At 33.3% G+C, this 23051-nt stretch carries 23 protein-coding genes; 8 read left to right on the forward strand and 15 right to left on the reverse strand.

Features of this window, described 5'->3' with window-relative positions; genetic code table 11:
- Positions 1-362: 362 nt before the first annotated feature.
- The 7 genes from BUE22_RS21425 to BUE22_RS21455 form a co-directional block, all read right to left on the reverse strand.
- Positions 363-1781 carry a TolC family protein gene (locus BUE22_RS21425; RefSeq protein WP_073398016.1) on the reverse strand — a complete coding sequence of 473 codons (1419 nt, stop codon included), beginning with the start codon at positions 1779-1781 and terminating at the stop codon, positions 363-365.
- A 131-nt stretch (positions 1782-1912) separates the two neighbouring features.
- A complete protein-coding gene (locus BUE22_RS21430; RefSeq protein WP_073398017.1) occupies positions 1913-5083 on the reverse strand; it encodes an efflux RND transporter permease subunit in 3171 nt (1056 codons plus the stop codon).
- A gap of 11 nt (positions 5084-5094) precedes the next feature.
- Entirely contained in the window at positions 5095-6234 is a 1140-nt protein-coding gene (locus tag BUE22_RS21435; protein ID WP_371198031.1) for an efflux RND transporter periplasmic adaptor subunit, read from the reverse strand.
- A 322-nt stretch (positions 6235-6556) separates the two neighbouring features.
- Complete coding sequence (locus BUE22_RS21440; RefSeq protein ID WP_042565432.1) at positions 6557-7150, reverse strand: TetR/AcrR family transcriptional regulator; 594 nt, start codon at positions 7148-7150, stop codon at positions 6557-6559.
- A gap of 515 nt (positions 7151-7665) precedes the next feature.
- Positions 7666-8589 carry an SMP-30/gluconolactonase/LRE family protein gene (locus BUE22_RS21445; protein ID WP_073398019.1) on the reverse strand — a complete coding sequence of 308 codons (924 nt, stop codon included), beginning with the start codon at positions 8587-8589 and terminating at the stop codon, positions 7666-7668.
- Positions 8590-8877: 288 nt separating this feature from the next.
- Positions 8878-9177, reverse strand: coding sequence for a type II toxin-antitoxin system RelE/ParE family toxin (locus BUE22_RS21450; RefSeq protein ID WP_073398020.1), 300 nt, complete (start codon positions 9175-9177; stop codon positions 8878-8880).
- The gene (locus tag BUE22_RS21455) at positions 9167-9394 is read right to left on the reverse strand and encodes a DUF2683 family protein (protein ID WP_073398021.1); all 228 of its coding nucleotides are present in this window, start codon (positions 9392-9394) and stop codon (positions 9167-9169) included. The genes BUE22_RS21450 and BUE22_RS21455 overlap by 11 nt, the downstream gene beginning before the upstream one ends.
- Before the next feature lie 224 nt (positions 9395-9618).
- Here BUE22_RS21455 and BUE22_RS21460 point away from each other — a divergent pair, with 224 nt between their 5' ends.
- The 7 genes from BUE22_RS21460 to BUE22_RS21490 all read left to right on the forward strand — a co-directional run bounded on the left by BUE22_RS21460 (position 9619) and on the right by BUE22_RS21490 (position 15730).
- Positions 9619-10632, forward strand: a complete 1014-nt coding sequence (locus tag BUE22_RS21460; RefSeq protein ID WP_073398022.1) for a zinc-binding alcohol dehydrogenase family protein — start codon at positions 9619-9621, stop codon at positions 10630-10632.
- A gap of 205 nt (positions 10633-10837) precedes the next feature.
- Complete coding sequence (locus BUE22_RS21465) at positions 10838-11017, forward strand: type II toxin-antitoxin system HicA family toxin (RefSeq protein ID WP_042565435.1); 180 nt, start codon at positions 10838-10840, stop codon at positions 11015-11017.
- A gap of 21 nt (positions 11018-11038) precedes the next feature.
- Positions 11039-11434, forward strand: a complete 396-nt coding sequence (locus BUE22_RS21470; RefSeq protein ID WP_042565436.1) for a hypothetical protein — start codon at positions 11039-11041, stop codon at positions 11432-11434.
- 45 nt (positions 11435-11479) lie between these two features.
- Positions 11480-11920, forward strand: coding sequence for a cupin domain-containing protein (locus tag BUE22_RS21475; protein WP_073398023.1), 441 nt, complete (start codon positions 11480-11482; stop codon positions 11918-11920).
- A 115-nt stretch (positions 11921-12035) separates the two neighbouring features.
- Positions 12036-12935 (forward strand): phosphogluconate dehydrogenase (NAD(+)-dependent, decarboxylating), encoded by a 900-nt coding sequence (gene gnd, locus BUE22_RS21480; protein ID WP_073398024.1) that lies wholly within the window; start codon positions 12036-12038, stop codon positions 12933-12935.
- 54 nt (positions 12936-12989) lie between these two features.
- A complete protein-coding gene (locus tag BUE22_RS21485) occupies positions 12990-14306 on the forward strand; it encodes a gluconate:H+ symporter (protein WP_073398025.1) in 1317 nt (438 codons plus the stop codon).
- A 5-nt stretch (positions 14307-14311) separates the two neighbouring features.
- The gene (locus tag BUE22_RS21490; protein WP_073398090.1) at positions 14312-15730 is read left to right on the forward strand and encodes a gluconokinase; all 1419 of its coding nucleotides are present in this window, start codon (positions 14312-14314) and stop codon (positions 15728-15730) included.
- 156 nt (positions 15731-15886) lie between these two features.
- Here BUE22_RS21490 and BUE22_RS21495 read toward each other — a convergent pair whose 3' ends face one another.
- The 5 genes from BUE22_RS21495 to BUE22_RS21515 form a co-directional block, all read right to left on the reverse strand.
- Positions 15887-16231 carry a dimethylsulfonioproprionate lyase family protein gene (locus tag BUE22_RS21495; RefSeq protein ID WP_073398026.1) on the reverse strand — a complete coding sequence of 115 codons (345 nt, stop codon included), beginning with the start codon at positions 16229-16231 and terminating at the stop codon, positions 15887-15889.
- 20 nt (positions 16232-16251) lie between these two features.
- The gene (locus BUE22_RS21500) at positions 16252-16674 is read right to left on the reverse strand and encodes a DoxX family membrane protein (RefSeq protein ID WP_073398027.1); all 423 of its coding nucleotides are present in this window, start codon (positions 16672-16674) and stop codon (positions 16252-16254) included.
- An 86-nt stretch (positions 16675-16760) separates the two neighbouring features.
- Entirely contained in the window at positions 16761-17555 is a 795-nt protein-coding gene (locus BUE22_RS21505; protein WP_073398028.1) for a helix-turn-helix domain-containing protein, read from the reverse strand.
- A 192-nt stretch (positions 17556-17747) separates the two neighbouring features.
- Positions 17748-18248 (reverse strand): SRPBCC family protein, encoded by a 501-nt coding sequence (locus tag BUE22_RS21510; protein ID WP_073398029.1) that lies wholly within the window; start codon positions 18246-18248, stop codon positions 17748-17750.
- Positions 18249-18736: 488 nt separating this feature from the next.
- A complete protein-coding gene (locus tag BUE22_RS21515; RefSeq protein WP_073398030.1) occupies positions 18737-18925 on the reverse strand; it encodes a hypothetical protein in 189 nt (62 codons plus the stop codon).
- A 293-nt stretch (positions 18926-19218) separates the two neighbouring features.
- Between BUE22_RS21515 and BUE22_RS21520 the strand changes: the two genes are divergently transcribed.
- Entirely contained in the window at positions 19219-19767 is a 549-nt protein-coding gene (locus BUE22_RS21520; RefSeq protein ID WP_073398031.1) for a type 1 glutamine amidotransferase domain-containing protein, read from the forward strand.
- Positions 19768-19954: 187 nt separating this feature from the next.
- Here the strand turns inward: BUE22_RS21520 and BUE22_RS21525 are convergent, their stop codons facing one another.
- From BUE22_RS21525 to BUE22_RS21535, 3 genes are all read right to left on the reverse strand, one after another.
- Positions 19955-20689, reverse strand: coding sequence for a hypothetical protein (locus BUE22_RS21525; RefSeq protein WP_073398032.1), 735 nt, complete (start codon positions 20687-20689; stop codon positions 19955-19957).
- Positions 20690-21092: 403 nt separating this feature from the next.
- Positions 21093-22328, reverse strand: coding sequence for a restriction endonuclease (locus BUE22_RS21530; RefSeq protein WP_073398033.1), 1236 nt, complete (start codon positions 22326-22328; stop codon positions 21093-21095).
- A 242-nt stretch (positions 22329-22570) separates the two neighbouring features.
- Complete coding sequence (locus BUE22_RS21535) at positions 22571-22957, reverse strand: hypothetical protein (RefSeq protein WP_073398034.1); 387 nt, start codon at positions 22955-22957, stop codon at positions 22571-22573.
- Positions 22958-23051 lie beyond the last annotated feature (94 nt).

The following is a 23051-nucleotide window of genomic DNA, read 5'->3' on the forward strand; positions in this document are numbered from 1 at the left end:
AAAGAAAATAGAGAATAGAAAATAGAGAATAGAATAAAGATGATAGAATAAAGATGATAGAATAAAGATGATAGAAGAAAGATCAATTTTGAATCTGCTTAAATCTGTAAAATCTGCGTGAAACTTTTTTAAGTAAAGTAATCTCAAAGATTGTCAGACTAAGCGTCCCGAAGCCTCGGCACGCTCAGGAAGACATAAATGAGAGTAAAAAAATCCGCGACAATCCGTGTTTTCGCTTGCGAATCCGCGTCATCCGCGTTCAAAAAACTTTGTGTCTTAGTGCCTTAGTGGCAAAACAAAAAAAAACGCTGCAAAACCGAAGTCTTGCAGCGTAATCTCAAATAAATAATTAAAAACGGGTATTATCTCCAGCCTCCGCCTAAAGCGCGATATAACTCGGTATTGGCAGAAAGTTGTTGTCTTTTAATATCAGCTAATTCTAATTCGCTTTGAAGTAAGTTTGCCTGAGCAGAAAGTACTTCAAGGTATTCAGCCATTCCGTTTTTGAATAGCAGATTCGAATTTTTAATAGCTTGCTGCAATGTTTTTACACGCTCTTGCAGAAAAGTTTCCTGTTGCTCTAATTTTTCCACTCTTACCAAAGCATCAGCAACTTCGCTTACAGCAACTAAAACCGATTGTCTGAAAGTTAAAACTGCTTTTTCTCTTTCCGCAACAGCGATATTATATTGCGTTCTTACTCTTTTATTGTTGAATAAAGGCTGTGTTAAACCTCCGGCAACAGTTCCGAACAATGAAGCGGGAATGTTAAACCAACTGCTGGTTTCGAATGAGTTAACTCCGCCCTGAGCAGTAATTTTTAGTGCAGGATACAAGTCAGCTTTTGTGATTCCAACATTTGCATTGGCAACTTTTAAAGCCAATTCAGCACTTTTTACATCGGGTCTTCTGCTTACTAAACTAGACGGAATTCCGATTGCGTTATTGTTTTTAACTTCAATTGAACTCAAACGGGTAGTTCTTTCTTTTGAGTTAGGAAAAGATCCTGTCAATACACTTAAAGCATTTTCCTGAATGGCAATGTTTTGTTCCAATAACGGAATCAATTGCGCTGAGTTTAATTTTTGAGCTTCAGATTGTTGAATTGCTAATGATGTTACTTGTCCGGCATCATATTTTAATTTGATGATGGTAGTTGTACTATCATTTAATTTTACGTTTTGTTTTGCAATTTCTAATTGTGCATCCAACATCAAAAGATTATAATATCCTTTTGAAACATTGGCTACAATATTAGTCTGCAATGCTTTTCTAACTTCTTCAGACTGAAGATAACCTGCATAAGCGCCTTTTTTCTGATTGCGGATTTTTCCCCAAATATCAGCTTCCCACGAAAGTGAAGCTCCTGCAGAATAATCATCGATGTGTTTTTGACCCAAAGCCTGATTTAAATTCATTCCCGTAAAACTATTGTCAGACGGATTGCTCGTACTTGCATTCACAAATAAATTCACCTGAGGAACATTTCCCCATTTTGATTGTGTGAATCTGTATTGAGCAATTTCGATATTTTTGGTAGCGATTTGCAAATCATTATTTCTTGCCACAGCACTATCAATCAATTGAATAACATCTTTCTCTGTAAAGAAATTTTTCCACTCCACATCGGCAATACTCGTTGTATCTGTTGAAGTTGATGCATTCCTGAAATTTTCAGGAAATGCATCTTTTGGAGTTTCAATATCCTTCGAAACCTTACAGGATATTATTGTGGTGATCAAAATGGCGACCATCACGATTTTGGTTATATACTTTTTCATTTTATATGTTGTCATTAAATTTCTGTACAAGTATCTTTTCTGTTATCCAGATCTTTAGCGATTTTGTACGATATATAGGCGATGCCAATAATGATGGTCACCAGGATTGTCGTTATATAATTTTCCATTCTTTATTTTTCTTCTTCGTTATGAATTACGGCTACCGGTTTTCCGGAAACCTTTTCTTGTAAATGTTGGAATACGATAAATAAAACCGGGATGATTAACAACCCAAGAATTACTCCCGAAATCATACCTCCGGCGGCACCAATACTAATAGAGTGGTTACCCTGAGCAGAAGGTCCTGTGGCGCTCATCATCGGAATTAATCCTACTACGAAAGCCAGCGATGTCATGATAATTGGACGTAAACGTAATTTTGCAGCGTCTATGGAAGCTTTTACTAATGCCTGACCTGATTTTCGTTTCTGCACGGCAAATTCAACAATCAAAATGGCATTTTTAGCGAGTAGTCCAATAAGCATTACCAATGCAACCTGAACATAAATGTTGTTTTCGATTCCGGTTAAACCGATGGCTACGAAAACTCCAAAAATACCTGCAGGGATTGAAAGAATTACTGCTAATGGCAAGATGTAACTTTCATACTGTGCAGCAAGTAGGAAATAAATGAATATCAAACACAATAGGAAAATTGTTGCCGATTGACCTCCTGAAGAAATTTCTTCGCGGGTTTGTCCAGAAAATTCAAATCCATAACCTGCAGGCAATTGTTGTGCTGCCACTTCTTCAATTGCTTTAATGGCATCTCCGGAACTAAATCCAGGTTTCGGAATCGCATTTATACCAATTGAGTTAAATAAATTGTATCTCGAAGCGGTTTCAGAACCATAAATACGGCTTAGTTTTACTAAAGTATTTAACGGAACCATTTCGCCATCTTTATTTTTTACAAAGACACGATCAATCGCTGATGGATCTGCTCTGTCTGCAATATCTGCCTGAACAACAACTCTGTAATATTTACCAAATCTGTTGAAATCAGAAGCTTGTGCGCTACCAAAGTACGCCTGCATGGTTTGCAGAATGTCTTTTACTTTTACACCCAATTGATCTGCTTTTGCATCATTAATATCCAATTGTAATTGAGGATAATCGGCTTTGAAAGAAGTAAAGGCTACAGCAATTTCAGGTCGTTTCATCAATTCTCCGATAAAGTTTTGAGAAATTCCACTAAACTTGTCCAGTTTACCTCCGGTTTTATCCTGAAGAACTAAATCTAAAGCTTCAACGTTACTAAATCCAGGAACGGTTGGGAAACTAAATACGAAGAAACTTCCTCCTGAAATCGCGCCTAATTTGCCACGAACTTCGTTCATAATTTCATCAATATTTTTTACTTTTCCACGTTCTTCATTTGGTTTAAGCAATACGAAAACTACTGCAGAAGATGGACTTGTAGAGTTTGTCAATAAGTTGAAACCGGAAATTGCGGTTACAAATCGTGATGCATCAAGACCTCTTAATGTGTTTTCAGCTTCTGTCATTACTTTTTGAGTTCCGTCAAGAGATGTTCCGGAAGGAGTATTTACTGCAATCGCGATAAATCCCTGATCTTCTGTTGGAATAAATCCTGAAGGTGTAGTTTTAACCATTACTACGGTTGCAAAAGTAATTAAAGCTAAACCTCCTAAACTAACCCATTTGTTACGAATTAAGAATTTTAATCCGCCAACATAACGGTTTGTCAATGAATCAAAACTTTTGTTGAATCCGTTAAAGAATTTTTGTTTAAATCCTTGTTTCACATAAGGAGCACTTCCATCTGCATTTGCTGCGTGATTATCCTTTAAGAATAAAGCGGCAAGGGCAGGGCTCAATGTTAAAGCGTTTACGGCTGAAATTACAATTGCAATTGCCATCGTAAAAGCAAACTGACGATAGAAAACTCCTGTTGAGCCTTCCATAAAACCAACCGGCAGGAATACAGCAGCCATTACCAGCGTAATCGAGATAATAGCACCCGTTATTTCGTGCATTGCTTCATGTGTTGCTACTTTTGGAGACAAATGTTTGTGCTCCATTTTCGCATGCACGGCCTCGACGACCACAATTGCATCATCGACCACAATACCAATCGCCAGAATTAATGCGAAAAGCGTTAAAAGGTTGATCGAAAATCCGAATAATTGCATGAAGAAGAACGTTCCTAAAATTGCTACAGGTACAGCAATAGCCGGGATTAATGTTGATCTAAAATCTTGCAGGAAGATAAATACCACAATAAATACCAAGATAAAAGCTTCTAATAAAGTGTGTTTTACCTGATCGATCGATTGATCTAAAGATACTTTTGTGCTATAGAAAATATTGTGTTTGATACCCGTTGGAAAATCTTTTGATGCTTTAATCATCAATTTATTTATCGCAACCTGAATATCATTTGAGTTAGAACCTGCTAACTGAATTACTCCAATTACGATTCCTTTTTTACCATTTAAACGTGTTAAACTGTTATAAGAATACGAACCAAGTTCAACTCTGGCAACATCTTTTAAACGAAGAATAGAACCATCAGCGTTAGAACGAATTGCAATATTTTGATAATCTTCTGGTTTGGTAAGTTTTCCTTTGTATTTAATTACGTATTCAAAAACTTCTTTACTTCTTTCTCCAAATTTACCCGGAGCAGCCTCTAAACTTTTGTCCTGAATAGCTGCCATAACTTCGTTTGGCGTAACATTATAAGTCGACATTTGAGTTGGGTTCAACCAAACTCTCATCGAGTAATCTTTAACTCCACCAAAAATACTGGCAGAACCTACACCCGGAATACGTTTAATTTCAGGAATAATATTAATTTGAGCATAATTGGCAACAAAAGTCTGATCGTATTTTGACTCATCTTCGGTATACATACCAATTGCCATGATAAAACTGTTTTGTTGTTTTGCCGTGATTACACCTTGCTGAACAACCTCTGCAGGCAATTGACTAGTTGCCTGAGCAACTCTGTTTTGCACGTTTACAGCAGCCTGATCGGCATCTGTACCTAATTTAAAGAAAACAGTAATAGCAAGAGTACCATCATTACTGGCAGTAGAACTCATGTACGTCATGTTTTCAACACCATTTATAGATTCTTCCAGCGATGGTGCAACAGAACGTAAAACCGTTTCTGCATTCGCTCCCGGATAAACAGCCGTTACCAAAACCGATGGCGGTGCAATATCAGGAAACTGTTGTAAAGGCAATTTTGTAAGTCCAAGTACACCGAGTATCACCAATAAAATGGAGATAACAGTTGCCAGTACAGGTCTTTGTATAAATATTTTGAACATTTTCGTAAAAATTATTTTTTAGTAATGATTTGCGCAACTGCTGTTGCTTTTTGAGGCTGGATAACCTGACCTTCCTGAAGTTTGTCAATTCCGCTTAAAACAATTTGATCACCAGATTTTACACCATCACTAATAAGATAGTTTGTACCGCTTTTACCAATAATTGTGATAGGCATTTTGTTTACTTTATTTTCTTTGTTTAAGGTGAAAACAAATACTTTATCCTGCATTTCAATAGTTGCTGATTGCGGAACAAGGATTGCATCGTCATGGTTAATTCCTAAACGAATTTTTCCTGTATTTCCAGAACGTAAAGTTCCGCTTGCATTAGGGAAAGTTGCTCTTAAAGTAATTGCACCCGTAGTTTTATCAAATTGACCATCGACCATATCAATTTTTCCTGATTTGCCATAATCGCTATTATCAGCCAAAATTAAAGTTACAGGAGGTAATTTTTTAATTTTATCACCAAGTGTGTTTCCTGCGTATTGAGATTTAAATTTGATGAAATCAGTTTCACCCAAAGAGAAATAAACAAAAACTTCATGTACATCAGATAATTTAGTTAAAGGCTCAATATCAGATGCAGAAACTAAACTTCCTTGTTTTTTAGGCAATCTTCCAATATAACCACTCACTGGGGCTGTCACATTTGTATATCCTAAATTAATTTTAGCAGATTCTACCATTGCTCTTGCTTGTTCTATATTGGCAGCAGCAATTTTTTGAGAAGCTTTAGCCGTTTTTAACTGATAATCAGAAACTACTTTGTTTTGTACAAGAGGAGTTAATTTATCAACTTCTAACTGTGCGTTGATTAAAGCAGCTTCAGAAGCGTGAAGACTTGCCAAAGCATTGTTTAACTGCTCACGAAACGGACGTTCGTTTATTTTGAATAAAGTCTGACCTTTATTTACATAAGCACCTTCATCAACCAAAACGCGATCAAGGTTTCCGCTTACCTGAGGGCGAATTTCTACATCAACAGTTCCTTGTATCGAAGCAGGATATTCAGCATCAGTAACAGCATTTGAATTCTGGATAGCTAAAACAGGCAAAAGCGGTGCTGCAGGAGCTGGAGCCTGTTGTTTATCTGCACAACTACTTAGTACTAGCGCAAGAATAAAGCTGGTTATAATTACATTTTTCATTTTAATATTGGTTTTAATTTGTTGGACATTCTCGTTTTTAAAAATTTTATTTGTGGTATTCTGTAAATTCATGTATTTAAGTCTATTAAATTTTCTAACGTTGTTAAGTAAATCGATGCAAAAAGCCATATAATAATGCATTCGAATTATGTTTCATAAATCGGTATTAAATTATTTATCAGTGTTAAGTAAAGGGTTAAAAAAGCCTTTAAATTACGTTAATTAAATTTTCTAACGTCGTTAAGTAAAATTGTAAAAAAAAAGGATTTGCAAATTTACCCATTAAATCATTTATCACTGTTAAGTTAAAATGAAATTTTTTTTATTGTATTGATTTTATGATTCCACCAATCGCATCTTTCAGGATTTGATTGTTGATAGTTTCCATTACTTCACTTCTGTTAATGATGTTAATCGCGATTAAGCCGTGAATAACAGAAAAGAAAGTAAAATATTTTTGTTTAATAACTTCCGGACTCGGATTACTGTCTTTCATAATTTCAGCAATCACCGCCGTAAACAGTTTATATGGGGCTTCAGCAGCCGAACATTGCTGAGAACAACAGTTCATTTGTACACCAAACATTACCTGATACATCTCGGTATCTGTAAAGGCAAAATCCCAATATGCCATCCACATTGCTTCGATTTGATCTTCTGGTTTTTCAAATTTGGCTTTGGCATTTTGAAGTTCCTTAGCTAGTTTTATAAAACCTTTTCCGGTCAATTCAGTTAAAATAGCTTCTTTATTAGAGAAATATTCATAAATAATAGGAGCGGTGTATTCAATTTTATCAGCAATCTTTCGCATACTAAGACCCTGCCATCCTTCTTCTTTGACGATAGCATAAGCAGCTTCAAGAATGTTACTTCTTGTCTCTTCTTTTTGTCTTAAAATTCGATCTTTACTTGCCATTTTATTTAAGTATTAAATTGTTTAACACTGTTAGGCAAATGTAACACCGTTTTTCTAATAATGAAATAAATTAGTCATAATATTTTCTTATCGTGATATAGATGCCGAAAAATAAGGCTTTCTAAAGGTTTTTAATCCTTATATATTTTTGTTTTTATCAAAATTGATTTCTTTTTTAAAGTTTTTTAAGAGCTCTTATTTTGCAAAAACGTCGTCAAAGTCAAAAAACATAAATAAAGTTGATAAAAACTGCTGAAATTTTATGATCAAACCAATGTCATCTTATAAATATTCGTCCCTTTAAACTGGACTAAAGTCCAGCTCTACAAAATTGGTCGAGCCGAAGGCTCTTTTTTTGATTTTTAAAAAATCATTCTAATGATTATCGGCACAGATTATAAAATTCCGGAGGAATGATTCATATTGTAGGACTGGACTTTAGTCCAGTTTATTGATAAGGTTTGGTTTCCCAAAGTGTAAAGAATAACACAAGTATTTGGCACAATATCCATTGATTATTTCATTCCCCGAACGTTCATTTCTAACGTGTAAACACTTTTACCGGCGGTAATAAATAATGTTTTAAATTTTTTTCCTCCAAAACAAACATTGGCTGTCCAAGGTTCCTGAACATCAATATGGGCTATTTTTTCTCCCTTCGGATTAAATACAGTAACTCCTTTTCCGGTTAAGTAAATGTTTCCGGACTCGTCTCTTGTCATTCCGTCTGAACCTGATTCAGTAAACAGCGTTTTTTTGCCTAGAGACCCATCACTGTTGATGGGATAAGAATACGTTTTGTTTGCTGCTATATCCGCTACGTATAAGGTTTTTCCATCCGAAGTTCCAATTATGCCATTAGGTTTTATAAGATCATCGTCAACGTTAATAATTTTAGATTTATCTGGAGATAAATAGTAAACACATTCTTTCTCTATTTCTTTGGAGGTATGTTTCCAGTAATCTCTTTTGTAAAAAGGATCTGTAAAATAGATACCACCTTTGGGATCAACCCAGAGATCATTAGGACCATTCAGCTTTTTTCCTTCAAAGTCATTTACCAACACAGTAGTATTTTTGTTTTGGTCTATTTTCCAAATTTCATTTTTTTCATCGGCACAAGCCAAAAGGTTGCCTTCGTGATCAAAATACAAACCGTTAGCTCTTCCTGCATTTTCCATAAAAACAGAAAGTTCTCCATTAACCGACCATTTCATAATTCTGTTATTAGGCTGATCTGTAAAATAAATATTACCTTTTTTATCTGCGGCAGGTCCTTCTGTAAAACTGTATTGATCTGATAGTTTTGTGAGAAAGGCGCCTTTTGCAATTAAGTTATGGTTGTTGCCTTCTGATAGCTGAGCGTATATGAAATTTGTAAAAGAAAAAGTGATTAAAAATATTAGAGGTGATTTTATTTTAAGTTGGAGTTGGTTCATAGTGAAAAGGTTTAAAGGTTGCTTTTTGAAAAAATGAAAGGCTAATATAGTTTGTTTTATGGTTCTCGTGTTAATTTCTTAGTGTTCATAAGTAAAATTCCTAAGTAGAATTTGGGTTATTCTTTTTTAGGAGCAGAAGAATTATGTTTTTTAAGACGACTTGTCCCGCTATCCGCTTGCATCTTTTCCTTGCTAAAGAAGCCAGAAAAAGGATGCCGCTTCTATCGGGGCTAGGAAAGAGGTTTAGTTTTTATAAGATTTCAATAGATTCCTATTTCTACTGCCCATTTATTTTACAGGATATTTATTGGGATTTTGAGAGGTATGAAAAACAGCATTCAAAAATACAGTTTTTGAAGCTTCATCAATAATAAAAAAAGCTATATAAGGAAATTTCTTAAAAGGAAAAAAGTGATAATTATTATCATGTACTTGATAAAAAGGGTTTATTTGCAAAGCTTTATAAGTTTTTTTATAATCGTTCAAAAAATCTAAAGCAACTTTTTTATTTACTTTTAAAACATAATATTCAACAGCTTCTTCAATATTCTTTAATGCAATAGGTGAAACGATAATCTTATAACTCATGCTTCTTTTTTAAATCCTTATAAATTGACTCAGCATTTGTATACAGACTTTTATCTAAGTTAATTTGGCTGTCTAAAATTTGCTGTTGTTCAGCAGATAGCTCGTACGGTTTTAAATTTGCGATCTCAAATTTTATCTTTAGTGCTTTCATAAAAGCTTTTACAGCTTCAATTTGAGAAGCATCTTCTGTATACGCTGTGATGTTAATTGCCTGCATGATTATTTATTTACTAAAGTTGATAACAAAGTTAAGATAAAAGTCTAATTTCCATGTTAATCATTATAGTTTTTTTGTAAACGGATTTTAAATTTTGTCAGTCTAAAAAAAGACATTTATTTAATACTGCCAAACATATACAAAATCATAGTCAATTTGTACAAATATCAATTTCATTGTTCTGAATACCTTTGTATTATTAGTTTAAATCAAAACATAAAAAGATGAAAGCAATAGGATTTAAAACCTCATTATCAATAGAAAAAGAAGATAGTTTTATAGCATTTGAAACTCCAAAACCAACTCCCAAAGAGCATAATTTATTAGTTAAAGTTCAAGCTGTTTCGGTGAATCCGGTAGATTTTAAAATGCGCCAGAATAGTGCCAAAGAAACGGTTTTAGAAACGCCAAAAATTATAGGTTGGGATGCCGTAGGAATTGTAGAAGCCATTGGCGATCAGGTAAGTTTATTTAAAGTGGGTGACGAAGTTTATTATGCAGGAGATATTACTAAACCAGGCAGTAATGCAGAATATCAGCTTATTGATGAACGCATTGTGGGCAGGAAGCCAAAATCACTTTCGATAGAACAAGCCGCTGCAATGCCGTTAACAGGTTTGACAGCCTGGGAAATATTATTTGACAGAATCAGAATTGACGCAGAAAAAGATAAAGGGAAAACTATTTTGATAATTGGCGGAGCAGGTGGTGTAGGCTCAATTGCCATTCAACTGGCCAAAAAAGTGGCAGGCTTAACTGTAATAGCAACAGCTTCACGCCCTGAATCGATAGAGTGGTGTAAACAGCAAGGCGCCGATTTTGTAGTCAATCATAAAAATTTGATAGAAGAAGTTCGGGATGCCGGTTTTCAACAAGTTGATTTTATATTAGATTTTGTTGATGCTAATCAATATTGGAATGCATTTGTAGAGTTGATAAAACCTCAGGGGCATATTGGCTGCATAAGTGATCCTGTCGAAAATGTGAATCTTCGTCAATTAAAAGGCAAAAGTGTCAGTTTCCACTGGGAGTCAATGTTTACACGCTCCGTGTTTCAAACAGAAGATATGATAGCGCAACATTATATTTTAAACAAATTAGCCCATTTATTAGACAATGGCACGATTCAATCGACTTTAAAAACAACTCTGAATGGTTTAACGGTTTCTAATTTTAAAGAAGCGCACAAGTTGCTAGAATCGGGAAGTACTATTGGTAAAATTGCAATTAGAATTTAAGCAGAAAATTTAAGAAAGAAGAAAGCAAGCTGATAAGGCTTGCTTTTTTATTGATAATAAAAAGATTTTTACAAAATTACCTAATCGCTAAATATAAATATTTTCTTACTTTTGTTTTGTGATTTTAAAAAATTAATACATCACAAAATTTATTTTTTTAATTATTTAAGATAGTAATTTTACTATCTTTGTAAAATCGTTTTTAATGAAGTCAAGAGAATTTATTAGGGAAGCTATGCGAAATGGCTGGGTATTCTTAAGACAAGGAAAAGGAAGTCATGAGATTTATGAAAAGGATGGTAAACAAGTTGTGATTCCTAATCATGGAGCAAAAGAAATTGGAAAAGGATTAGAGCAAAAATTAAGAAAAGAGATGGAGTTGTAGCCTATCTAAAAGTTGATAAATATGAAAACAATTAAAATTATTATCGAAAGAAACGAAGATGGTTTTTGGGGTTATGCAGAAAATGAGAAAGCAATTGTTGGTGGTGGCGATACAGTTCAGGAATGCAAACAAGATATATTAGATTGTATTGAAACTTTAAAAGAATTAAATGGAGATAATAAGCCAGGTTTTCTGGATAAGGAATATGAACTACTTTATAAATTTGATACTGCAAGTTTATTAAATTATTATAAAGGCATATTTACCAACTCAGCACTAGAAAGGATTACAGGTATAAATCAAAAACAAATTCAACATTACGCATCAGGTCACAGAAACCCAAGATTAGAGCAGCGTTTAAAAATAGAAAATGCTTTACATAATCTGGGAAAGGAACTTTTAGCAGTAGAATTGTAAATTTTTATAGATTTCATTTTTTTGTATTATTACAATAAAAAAGCCATGAAACTATCAACCACAATTAAAGTTGCGATCGTAACTTTAATGACACAAACCATACATTCTCAGGAAGTAAAAAAAGAAACAACGCCAACAGAGATAAAATATACCATTGAAAATTGTGTCAATCATTTTGATTTAGAAAAAGCTACAAAAACCAAAGTAGGATACCAGTATTGGTTTGGTGATAAAAATTTCACTCAGGAAAACACACTCAAAATGAGTATTGTTGAACCCGGAAAATCTACACACGCACCGCATCATCACGTCGAAGAAGAATTTTTTTATATTCTTGAAGGAACGGCTCAATTTTATTTGGATGGAAAAACCACAACTGCCGGACCAAATACCAGTTTTTATTGTCCGTCAAATATGGAGCACGGCATTAGTAATGTTGGAAAAACCGATTTGAAATATCTTGTTATTAAAAAAGATCTGAAGTAAGAACCACCAATAAAATAGTTTGGGGTCAATTTTATTTAACATATTAAATCAAAATTGAAACAATTAAAAGCACGGAAAGTAATATTTTTACGAATCAAATAATAAAAAAACACACATGCAAGTAGGAATAATAGGATTAGGAAAAATGGGATTTAATCTCGCCTTGAATTTAAAAAGAAACAATTATGTTGTTGTTGCACAGGATGTGAACTCCGATTTTGTTTCAAAAATTGGTCAGGAAGGAATTGAAACCGCCTTTTCTGTTGAAGAACTTTGCAAAAAGCTTACAGACAGAAGAGTGATTTGGCTAATGGTTCCTGCTGGCGAAATCGTAGATGCTGTTATAACTTCTTTATTGCCATATTTGTCAAAAAGCGATATTATTATTGACGGCGGAAATTCGAATTACAACGATTCAAAACGCCGTTATGCACAACTAAAAGAACATGGAATTGATTTTTTAGATTGTGGAACTTCTGGCGGAACTTCTGGAGCTTTAAATGGAGCCTGTACCATGATTGGCGGAGATGCCGATGTGTTTGATTATGTAACAAAAGTTTTCCAGGACATTTCTGTAGAAAACGGATTTTTATATACCGGAGCTGCCGGAAGCGGACATTTTACTAAAATGGTTCACAATGGTATCGAGTACGGAATGATGCAGTCTATTGCAGAAGGATTTGAGGTTTTTGAACATTCAGAATTTGATATCGATTTCCAAAAAACGGCTAAATTGTTCAATCACGGTTCTGTCGTTCGCAGCTGGTTGATGGAACTTACTGAAAATGCTTTTTCTAAAGACGAAAGACTAGACGGAATAAAAGGAATTATGCATTCATCTGGTGAAGGAAAATGGACTTTAGAAACAGCTTTAGATTTAGGCGTTCCAACTCCTGTGATCGCCCTTTCTATCATGATGCGTTACCGTTCTCAAATGTCAGATACGTTTTCTGGAAAAGTGGTAGCAGCACTTCGAAATGAGTTTGGCGGACACGCTGTAGAAAAAAGCGAATAAAAGTTATTTAGCTATTTCGAATACAGTTATTAATCATTTATCACATTCAAATCCATGTCTTTACTGATTCTGATTGCCAGTATTCTTTTATTATTGCTTCTTATTTCCGGTGTTAAACTCAATGCCTTTATCGCTTTAATTATTGCCGCTTTTTTTGTGGGAATAGCAAAGCAAATGCCTTTTCCGGATTTAATAAATTCAATTCAATCCGGAATTGGAAGTACACTTGGATCATTAATTTTAATTATTGCATTTGGAGTTATTCTGGGTAACTTACTTTCAGACAGTGGTGCGGCTCAAAGAATAAGCTCCGTAATGATTGATTCTTTTGGTATCAGGCATATCAAATGGGCAATGGTTATTACGGGTTTTTCAGTAGGAATTTCGATGTTTTATAATGCGGGTTTTATTATTTTAATTCCGATGGTTTTTGCCGTTGCTAAAAGTACCAAACAGCCCATTATTTATCTGGGAATCGCAATGGCTTCGGCACTTTCGATAACGCACGGTTTTTTGCCGCCGCATCCCGGACCAACAGCAATTGCGGTTATTTTTAAAGCCAATATTGGTAAAACATTACTTTACGGACTTTTGGTAGCGTTGCCAGCACTTTTTGCAGCTGGAATCGTTTTTCCTGAATTCTTAAAAAAAATCCAGGCGTTTCCTCCAAAAGGATTATTCGAAAGTAAAACTTTTACAGAAGCCGAAATGCCTTCTTTTCAAATTAGCATTTTAACGGCATTAGTTCCTGTTTTTTTAATGGCAACAGCGACTTTTAGTGAATTAATTTTGTCGGAAGGTTCAATACGACCCATTTTACTTTTCATAGGAAATCCAACCACTTCAATGCTAATTGCCGTGCTTTTTGCGGTATTTTCTTTAGGAATTTTTCGAGGAAGAAAAATGCAGGATATTATGGATAAATCGGGTAGTGCCATGAGTTCTGCGACGATGATTATTTTGATAATTGGTGCCGGAGGTGCTTTTAAACAAGTTTTAATAGACAGCGGAATGGGAAATGATTTAAGTATATTTTTCGAAAAATCCTCTCTTTCTCCCTTGTTTTTAGGCTGGTTAATTGCCACAATTATTCGTATTGCTTTAGGCTCTGCAACTGTTGCAGGATTAACCGCAGCAGGAATTGTACAGCCTTTAGTATTAGCTTCGGGCGCCAGTCCCGAATTAATGGTATTGTCTATTGGCGCAGGAAGTTTAATGTGTTCTCACGTCAACGATACCGGATTCTGGATGTTTAAGGAATATTTTGGCATCAGCATTTCTGATACTTTTAAAACTTGGACGGTAATGGAAACCATTATTGGTGTAATGGGATTAATTGGCGTTTTGGTACTCAATTTATGGATCAAATAAAAAACATGGAATCATTTTATATAGGTATCGATATTGGAACCACAGCCACAAAAGCCATTTGTTTTGACAAACAGGGAAATGTAATCAAAGAGGTTTCAATGGCCTACCCAATGTATCATCCAAAACCGGATTGGAGTGTTCAAAATCCCGAACAAATTTTGCAAACGGTTAAAGATTGCATTACCGAAATTACAAAAGGAATTCAGCCGGAGTTTATCAGTTTTAGCTCGGCGATGCAAAGTATTATTGCTATCGATGAAACCGGAAAACCCTTAACAGAGGCAATTTTATGGGCTGATAACAGAGCTCACACAATTGCAGCAAAACTCAAAAAATCTGAAAAAGGAAAATATTTTTATCAAAAAACCGGAATCCCGATTCATCCTTTTTCGCCCATGACAAAAATTGCATGGTTTAAGGAATTTGATTCGGATATTTTTTCCAAAACCTATAAATTCATTAGTATTAAAGAATACGTTTGGCATCACCTTACCAATGAATATTATACAGATACTTCAATGGCATCCGGTACGGGATTATTGAATATTCATACTCTAAAATGGGATGAAGAAATTTTAGATTTTTTAAGTTTGAACCCCGATCAATTATCTACAGTTTGCGAAGTAACGCATCAATGCAAAGGAATTTCAGACGATTTTTTATATATAATTGGAGGAGGCGACGGCGCTTTGGCAAATTTAGGAACAGGAGCAATGAACAAAGGTTGTATTGCCTTAACCATCGGTACAAGCGGAGCCGTGCGTTTGCCAATAGACAAACCCTATCTTGACGAACAAATGCGAACGCAATGTTATCATTTGATGGATAATCAATATCTTACTTTGGGTGCGGTAAATAACGGCGCTATTATTCTGCAATGGCTTAGGGAAACTTTGCTAAAAACGAATCAGTCTTTTGAAGTTCTTTTTGCAGAAGCAGAAAAAATTCCTGCCGGATCAGATGGATTGCTTTTTGTACCTTATTTATTGGGCGAAAGAGCACCAATTTGGGATGCTGCTGCACAAGGATCAATTCTAGGAATGCAAATTACCCATACGCAGGCGCATTTGGTAAGGGCGACTTTAGAAGGTATTTTGTTTGGATTGTTTCAGATAACCGAAATTTTAATTCCCGATACTGAAAGAAGAAAACAGACCAAAGTCATGGCCAGTGGCGGATTTGGAAAAAGTGAACTCTGGCTTCAAATGGTGGCCGATATTTTTCAAATGACGGTAGAAACTTCTCAAACCATTGAAGGTTCTGCCTGGGGCGCTGTACTAATTGGAATGAAATCTATTGGTATTAATATCGTAATCGAAAACAAAACCGGAAAGATTTTTTATCCAAATACAGACCATAAAGAGGTTTATGAAAATGCTTTTAAGAAGTTTAAAAAAGTATATCCAATATTGAAAGATTTGTGAGATGTTATAAAGATTTAAAGTATTTATTAATAAAAACACTCTCGCAAAGTCGCAGAGTCGCAAAGCTTTCTTTTTTTAAATTTCTTTGCGACTTAGCGTCTTTGCGAGATTATTTCAACATGTGCTATAAAATCAAGACTTCAGACTATTTACATATCATTTCAAAATAACGACTTCCTCCGGCACTTTAAACAACAATATACATCCGGTTTTAGAAAACACAGAATGTGTGCTTCCCGGTGGCATGTACAAATAATCGCCTTTTTTAAGTTCATCTTTTCCGGAGCGCACTTCGCCTTCGAGAACAAAGATTTCTTCTCCTGCGGGATGACTGTGATTTGGGTATGAAGCTCCCGGTTCAAATTTAGATAAAAAGGCTGTAGGTCTTTTGGCAACATCGTCGTAGTATAAAGCTTTTACAGAGATTCCGTCTGTTTTTACACCTTCTTCGATTAAAGGTTTCCAATTTATTTCACTGGTTTTTGTGATTTGTTTTTCCATTTTTATTGAATTTTAATTTGTTACTTTTTCGAAATCATTTCATCTAAACTCCACTTATATTGCTCTGCAGTCGACAACAGAAAAGCCGCCATAGAAAACACAAATACCGAATAATCTAACGGATCTTTTATTCCAAAAGAATACGTCATGGCAAAGGCAAACAATAAAATCAAAAGGGAAGTGGCAATTGCGGACAATCTGGTTTTAAAACCGATTAATAAAAGTATTCCCAAAAGTGTTTCGGCAATAGTCACAGTAATAGCAACTGAGGGAATACAACTTTTTGGAGCAAAGGAGTTTACTTTTTCGGCGTAAGCCAGAAAATTTTCCCAGCCAGAGGAGTAATTTCCCCATAAACCTAACCGACTCGAAACGGCAGAAATAAATCCCACTGATAATGCGAGTCGCAAAAGCAAGACTGCAAAATCCTGATATCTTTTCATGTGTTTTTGATTAGCAATTATTACAGGTACAAAGATGTAATAAGTGCTAACGCGAAAGAATAGAGAATCTAAGAAAAAGCATGTAATTATAAATGCGGAACTTTTTCTTTATATGATTTTGGAGAGATATTAGTGTGTTTTTTGAAGAAGTTAGAAAAATAAAACGGATCATTAAATCCTAAAGCATAGGCGACTTCTTTTACCGATAATTTCTCATAATTAAACAAACGTTTTGCTTCAGAAATAATCAATCCGAAGACTACATTTTGTGCCGTTTTGTTGGTGTGTAATTTAGAAAGTTCGTTTAGTTTGGCTTCGGTTGTACCAATGAGAGCAGCTATTTCGTTTACTGAAAGATTTTTTTCGAAGTTCTTTAAAACAGTTTCCAGAAAATGTAGAAACAATGCATCTGGTTTGTAAATCTCGTCGCCGCGATTGATTTTGGTACGATTAATTTCAATCAGTATTAATTCGATTCGGCTGTGAATAGAAATAAGATATTGATAAGGCGTCTCGGTTAATTCTTTGCTTATTTCTTTTAATTGTTTGATAATAATTTGGCTGTTATCGACCAGAATCATTTCATTCATGGCGAAATGACAAAACAATCCGTTATGGAAAATCAATTCCATATCAGTATCATCTTTACAGAAAAAATTATAGGTAAATTCTAAAACAAATCCGGTTGCGTTTTGAATATCTTTGAAGTAATGAATTTGTCCGGAAGTTATCGTAATAACAGAATTTTGGGTTAATATAAATTCATTTTCATCTACAGAAATAGTTGTAGAACCTGAGGTGCAAAAAACAAGAACGTATTTCAAGACACGTCTCGGATTTTGTAAATCTGCAGCCTGATCAAATGTTTTTATAGAAATCATATTGAAGATAATTCTTAATCAAAAATAAGATTTATTTCAAAGGTTTAAAAAATAATCTCGCAAAGGCGAGGAGTAAAGATTTTTTCACGCAGATCAGGCAGATTTAAGCAGATTTATTTTTAGTAAATTATAATCTGCGTATATCTGCTTCAATCTTTTAAAAATCTGCGTGAAAAAAACTTTATAATATTATTATCGTTGCGATAAATTCTCCAACACCATTTCTAAGTTATCAATGGTCATTTTAAAGCCTTGTACAAAGCCCATTTCAATCATTTTCTCCATGCGTTCCAAAGATTCGTTGAAAATGGTAATATTGACCGTTGTAATTCCGTCTTGTTCGCTAAAAACATAATCCCAGTCAGAACCCGGTAATTGACGGTTTTCATTTTCGTCTGCAAAAGTATTATACATTTTAAAATTCGTTTTCGGCGTAATCGAAGTATATTCCTGAACCGACCAGCGTTCTTGTCCTTCTGGACTTACCATAGCGTAGAATCGCCTTCCGCCAACTTCAAAATTCATGTATTTTGTTTTCGCTGAAAATGGTTTTGGCGCAACCCATTGATCCAGAATTTCTGCTTTCGTAAAAGCATCCCAAACCAAAGGTAATTCGGCATTAAATTCTCTTGTTATGACTACTGTTTTTGATGGTTTGTCTACAGTAAAATCAAATAATAAATCGCTTTTCATTTTTTCTCTGTTTTTTTTATAGTTAATAATATGTCGTCAAGTGGTTAAAAAGTTTTTTTATAATATTCGTGCGAATTTGCAAATAAAATCTTGCAAGAAAATCTAAATTAGAAAACTTTACGCTTCTGGGACTTAATAAGTGTCATAATTTTTATTTTTAAATAATTAATTAAGAAACTAATCGGTTGCAAATATATGTGCAACTATTTGGTTTCGCAAATTTTTTAGTGATTATTTTTATTAGAAATAATTTAGAGTGGTTGGTGTTGAGGATATTACTATGAATTATTACTGGTTTTGTTTCGCAAAATTACGCGAAGGCGAGCACAGAGATTCACAAAGTTTTTTTGTTTAAAAGCTTGAAAAAGTAATCGCGCAAAGTCGCTAAGGCGCAAAGTTTTGTTTTTGATAAATTCTATTGTCACCCTGAGCGTCCCGAGGCTTCGGGAGAAGGCTTATGGAACCTAATTTTTTAATTAGATATCTTATTATCTGGAATATAAATTATAACCAAAAATAATGGCTGAAGTCACAAACGGAACAAAAGCGGAAATCTGCCAAAAAAGAGCTGTTCCGGTTTTTAATCCTTCGGTTAAGATTTCGAATATACCTAAACCTATAAAGAATACGCAAATGATAAATAAAGCAAATTGAATTTTATAATTTATTTTGATCATAAAGTTGAATTAAGCCAATTATTAAGTAACACGAAGTTAATTAAATTTGTTGTTGATTAATTACCAGCTTTCAATACAATTTTTTAAAAAGATAAATAGCTTTAAATCCTATAAAATAGTAAACTAAATTAACATGAATTTTATATAATTTCGATTTAATTTTTAATAAAAATCTGAAATTCAATTAATTAACTTTTATTAAAGAAAGGTTTAACATGCTCTCTTTTCGCAGGCTATCTGAAATTACTAATTTTAACTAAATCAAAATTTATAACGATTAAATATTTAAAATTATGAAAAAGAATATAGCCATATTAGCAACAAACGGTTTTGAAGAATCAGAATTATCATCTCCTAAAGCCTATTTGGAAGAGCAAGGTTGGAATGCAGATATCATCAGTTTGAAATCAGGAACTATCAAAGCCTGGAAAGACGGTAATTGGAGCAACGAATATAATGTTGATGTAGTATTAAATCAGGCAAATGAAGCAGATTACGATGCTTTGGTTCTTCCGGGAGGAGTTTTAAATCCTGATTCATTGAGAAGAGAAGAAGCTGCAGTAAATTTTGTACGTTCCTTTTTTGAAAGTAAAAAACCAGTAGCGGCTATTTGTCATGGCCCTCAAATTCTGGTAGATGCTGATGTTTTAGAAGGTCGAAAAGTAACTTCGTTCTTCTCTGTTAAAAACGATTTGATAAATGCCGGAGCACAATGGGAAGATTCAGAAGTAGTCGTAGACAATGGATTAGTGACCAGCCGAAACCCGAATGATTTACCCGCTTTTAATAAAAAAATGGTGGAAGAAATTAAAGAAGGAAAACACGAGCGTCAGACAGTGTAAAAGATGTTTTTAGATTTATCAGGTTATAAAAAATGCAAGATCAATTTTGGTCTTGCATTTTTTTTGTGATTGTTAGTTTAATTATTTATGCTGTACGAAGTCTCCCGACTTCGTACAGCACATAAACTTTTAAATATATTTTGGTTTTCTAGAGACTTCGAAGAGCGGAGTGAAATTAATTTAGTTTTTATTTAGTATTACAATATTCAATCTCTATAATTTTGTCAATTGGAAAAACCATTGTTTTTTTGTTGATTGAATCTAGAATAAAAACAAATGAAGAAGTTTTCCCAATAAATTGTAAATTAGAATCTTCTTGTGCATCTATAATTTTATCATTTTCTAGATGAACAATAACACTTTCTCTAGTTATAAAATTTTTACAGTTAAATCCAACAGCAACAGGAATTATTAAAATAAAAAATAATAAAGCTGAAATAAATCCTAGTAAATCTTCCTCTCTTTTATGCTTTTCTAATGGATAGTCATTAGGATTGAATAAATTATTAGCTGAGAAACCTATAACACTGACCAAAAGAATAGAAATTAGTACAATAGAAAATAATATTCGTAATGTTTCATTAAAAACCATAATAAATATAATGAACAATATGATAATTATGGTAGGTATAATTTTTCTTTTAAAGGTTGTTGACATAATTGTCTTATCCCAGAAACCTTCCTGTTCTTTTTCTTCAAAAAGCTTCCTTAATACAATAAATATAAAAAATAAATAGAGTAATGAAATAATTGTGTATTTTGAATAGATAATTGTTAAATCTTCAAAACCTAAATATGTGCTAATATCTACGTTGAAGTTAATATAGAAGAAAAAAACTCCTGTATAAGTCATTGCTAAGGATAAGGGAACGGCTATAAAAACAAAATGTTTTAAATTATTTATTAATGATTCAAATGTCATATTTAATCAGTGCTTTAAAATTGTGATATAAAATATATCTATTAATGTAATGTTCTTTATTTTTATAATATATAAAATTATTTATTTTATGCATTCTGAGAGAAGTCTCCTGAGTTTGTAAACGTTCCAATAATAAAATAAAATAATTGGTATAGATAAATCGAAATGTATAAAAAGTATGAAAACTTCCCAGCTAGCACCAGCGTTTCTCTCGTGAATGCAATCTATATCAAAAATATCCATTTAACAGTTGTAAATATCTTTTTTTAAACATCATAGAATATTTTTTTTTATTTTTAGATAATTACCATTCTTTATTCACTAGCGAGACGCTCGTGTCAGTGAGGGATTCTATTTTCAAAAGACAGAACTCTACAGATCCACAATCTTGTTTTTTATTTAGTTATTTTGCTTTATAACCATCAGTTGTTCGTTCTATTTTACCAAGGTTTATTAACCAGAGTAATCGGAAATTGACTTGAGCCAAAGTACTCCAATTAACATCAAAATTCTCAACTACATATTCTAGTATATCTTGTTCTGATTTTGGTTCAATTAAAAATTGATATATTTCTTCAAATGCAACAATGTTTTTAGAAATAGTTTCAAATAGGAATTGCAAATTTCTTGTAGTGTGATATTGTTGTCCGTCAGAGGTTAGAACACAATTGCCATTCAAAAAATCAATTAAGCCCATATTTTTTGGAACATTTAAGTATCCGTTAGCAGTCTTTTTTGAAGTAACATTTTCAAATGAATCTACAAACCAGTTAATTAAATCCTCTCTTGAGCTTTTTTTGTCAGATATTCGATCCATTAACTGATTTAATGTTTCTATATATGAATAAATTCCACCAGGAAGAGGCCAAATTGCTCTACTTTTATTTCCAATTCCTTTTGATGGTGAGTCAATAAGTTCATTTTCAAAAAGCTCAGAATTGATTGAAAAAACACTTACAATATCTTCTTTGACTCCAACTTTGTACTGAAAAAGTAAATCAATGAGTTTTTGTCCATTTACTAGGGCAACAGGCATTTTATTTATTGCTCTTGATTCATCTCGTGCATCTTTGGTGAAATCAGATGTGGTGATAATTAAACCACGTTGATCAACTTCTGCACTTCCTCGTAATTGTGTAATGTACTTTCCTGAAATATTATTTCCAGTTTTGTAACGTTTAACTTGAATCACAGTTTTAACGTTTGTTAAACCACCAACAGTCAAATTACCAATAATATCTATTCCTTTATCTCCACTACGCTTTGTGACATCGACATTTTCGTAACCAATTTTTCTCAAAAGTTCTGCTACAAGAAATTCAAATTGAAAAGGATCCATTTCCTGAATTTTTTCAATAAGTTTTTGTTTAACGAGATTATTTTGATTTTGAATTGCAATCAATGGTGATTTTGCAGATTCAGTTTGTCTTAGTAATGCAAATAACCCTTTACCTACTTTTTTAAATTTTCCAGTGTCAGTATACAATTGTGCAGCCATTGTAGCTTCAGGTGTTGCACCTGAGCTTTCAATCATGTTTTCTTCCAATGCAATTTTAGTAATCTCTTTTGCAGAAAGCGGTTCTTCAGCTTCCTTTAATATTTTTATTGCGGCTTCTTTAAAGGAAATTTTTTTTATCATTTTGTACAATAATTGAGGAGGATTTATTTATAATAAAAACAAACTTAACAAAGTCATGTAAGTTTAATTATTAATGATAAGACTTGATTAGTAATATCCCTTTACCAAATATATTTATTTTTTCTTATAAAATGTATAAAGGATTTTTATTTATTATTTCTCCAGCTGCCGCGAGCGTCTCGCTCGTGAACGCAATCTAAATCACAATATTGATACTCTATGTAGTTATAAAGCATTTCGGATTATTCAGATTCGCTGTAAAATTGAAACAATAGTTGGTAAAATTCTTTTGTTTTAGACAACATCATTTTTTTAATTAATTCTCTTGTTTCTTTGTTTTCTGCTTCCATAATTGTAACCAAAAAGTCTGTATAGATAAACGATGTAACTCTCTCATCATAGACATTTAAACATAATTCGAGATAATGAAAAAAATTTCGCGAATCTTCTAATTTATGTTCTGATGTCCAAAATATTATCTCTTTTGCTAAATCAGACATTATCATCGAATTTTCATAACCTTCAACGCTCCAGTTATATTTATTCCAAGTTTTCAATTCTGCTATCTTCGGAAATTTGTTTTTCAAATCGATATAAAATTCTTGAATGTTTTTTTTGTTATCTAACATATTTCTTAATGAGTAGCATGTTGTTTTTTAGCAAGGATTGTTTAGATGACTTATAAATTATTTTATATCATTTATAAAATAGCTTTGGTTTACC

Source organism: Flavobacterium pectinovorum, from assembly GCF_900142715.1.
Classification (GTDB): Bacteria; Bacteroidota; Bacteroidia; order Flavobacteriales; family Flavobacteriaceae; genus Flavobacterium; species Flavobacterium pectinovorum.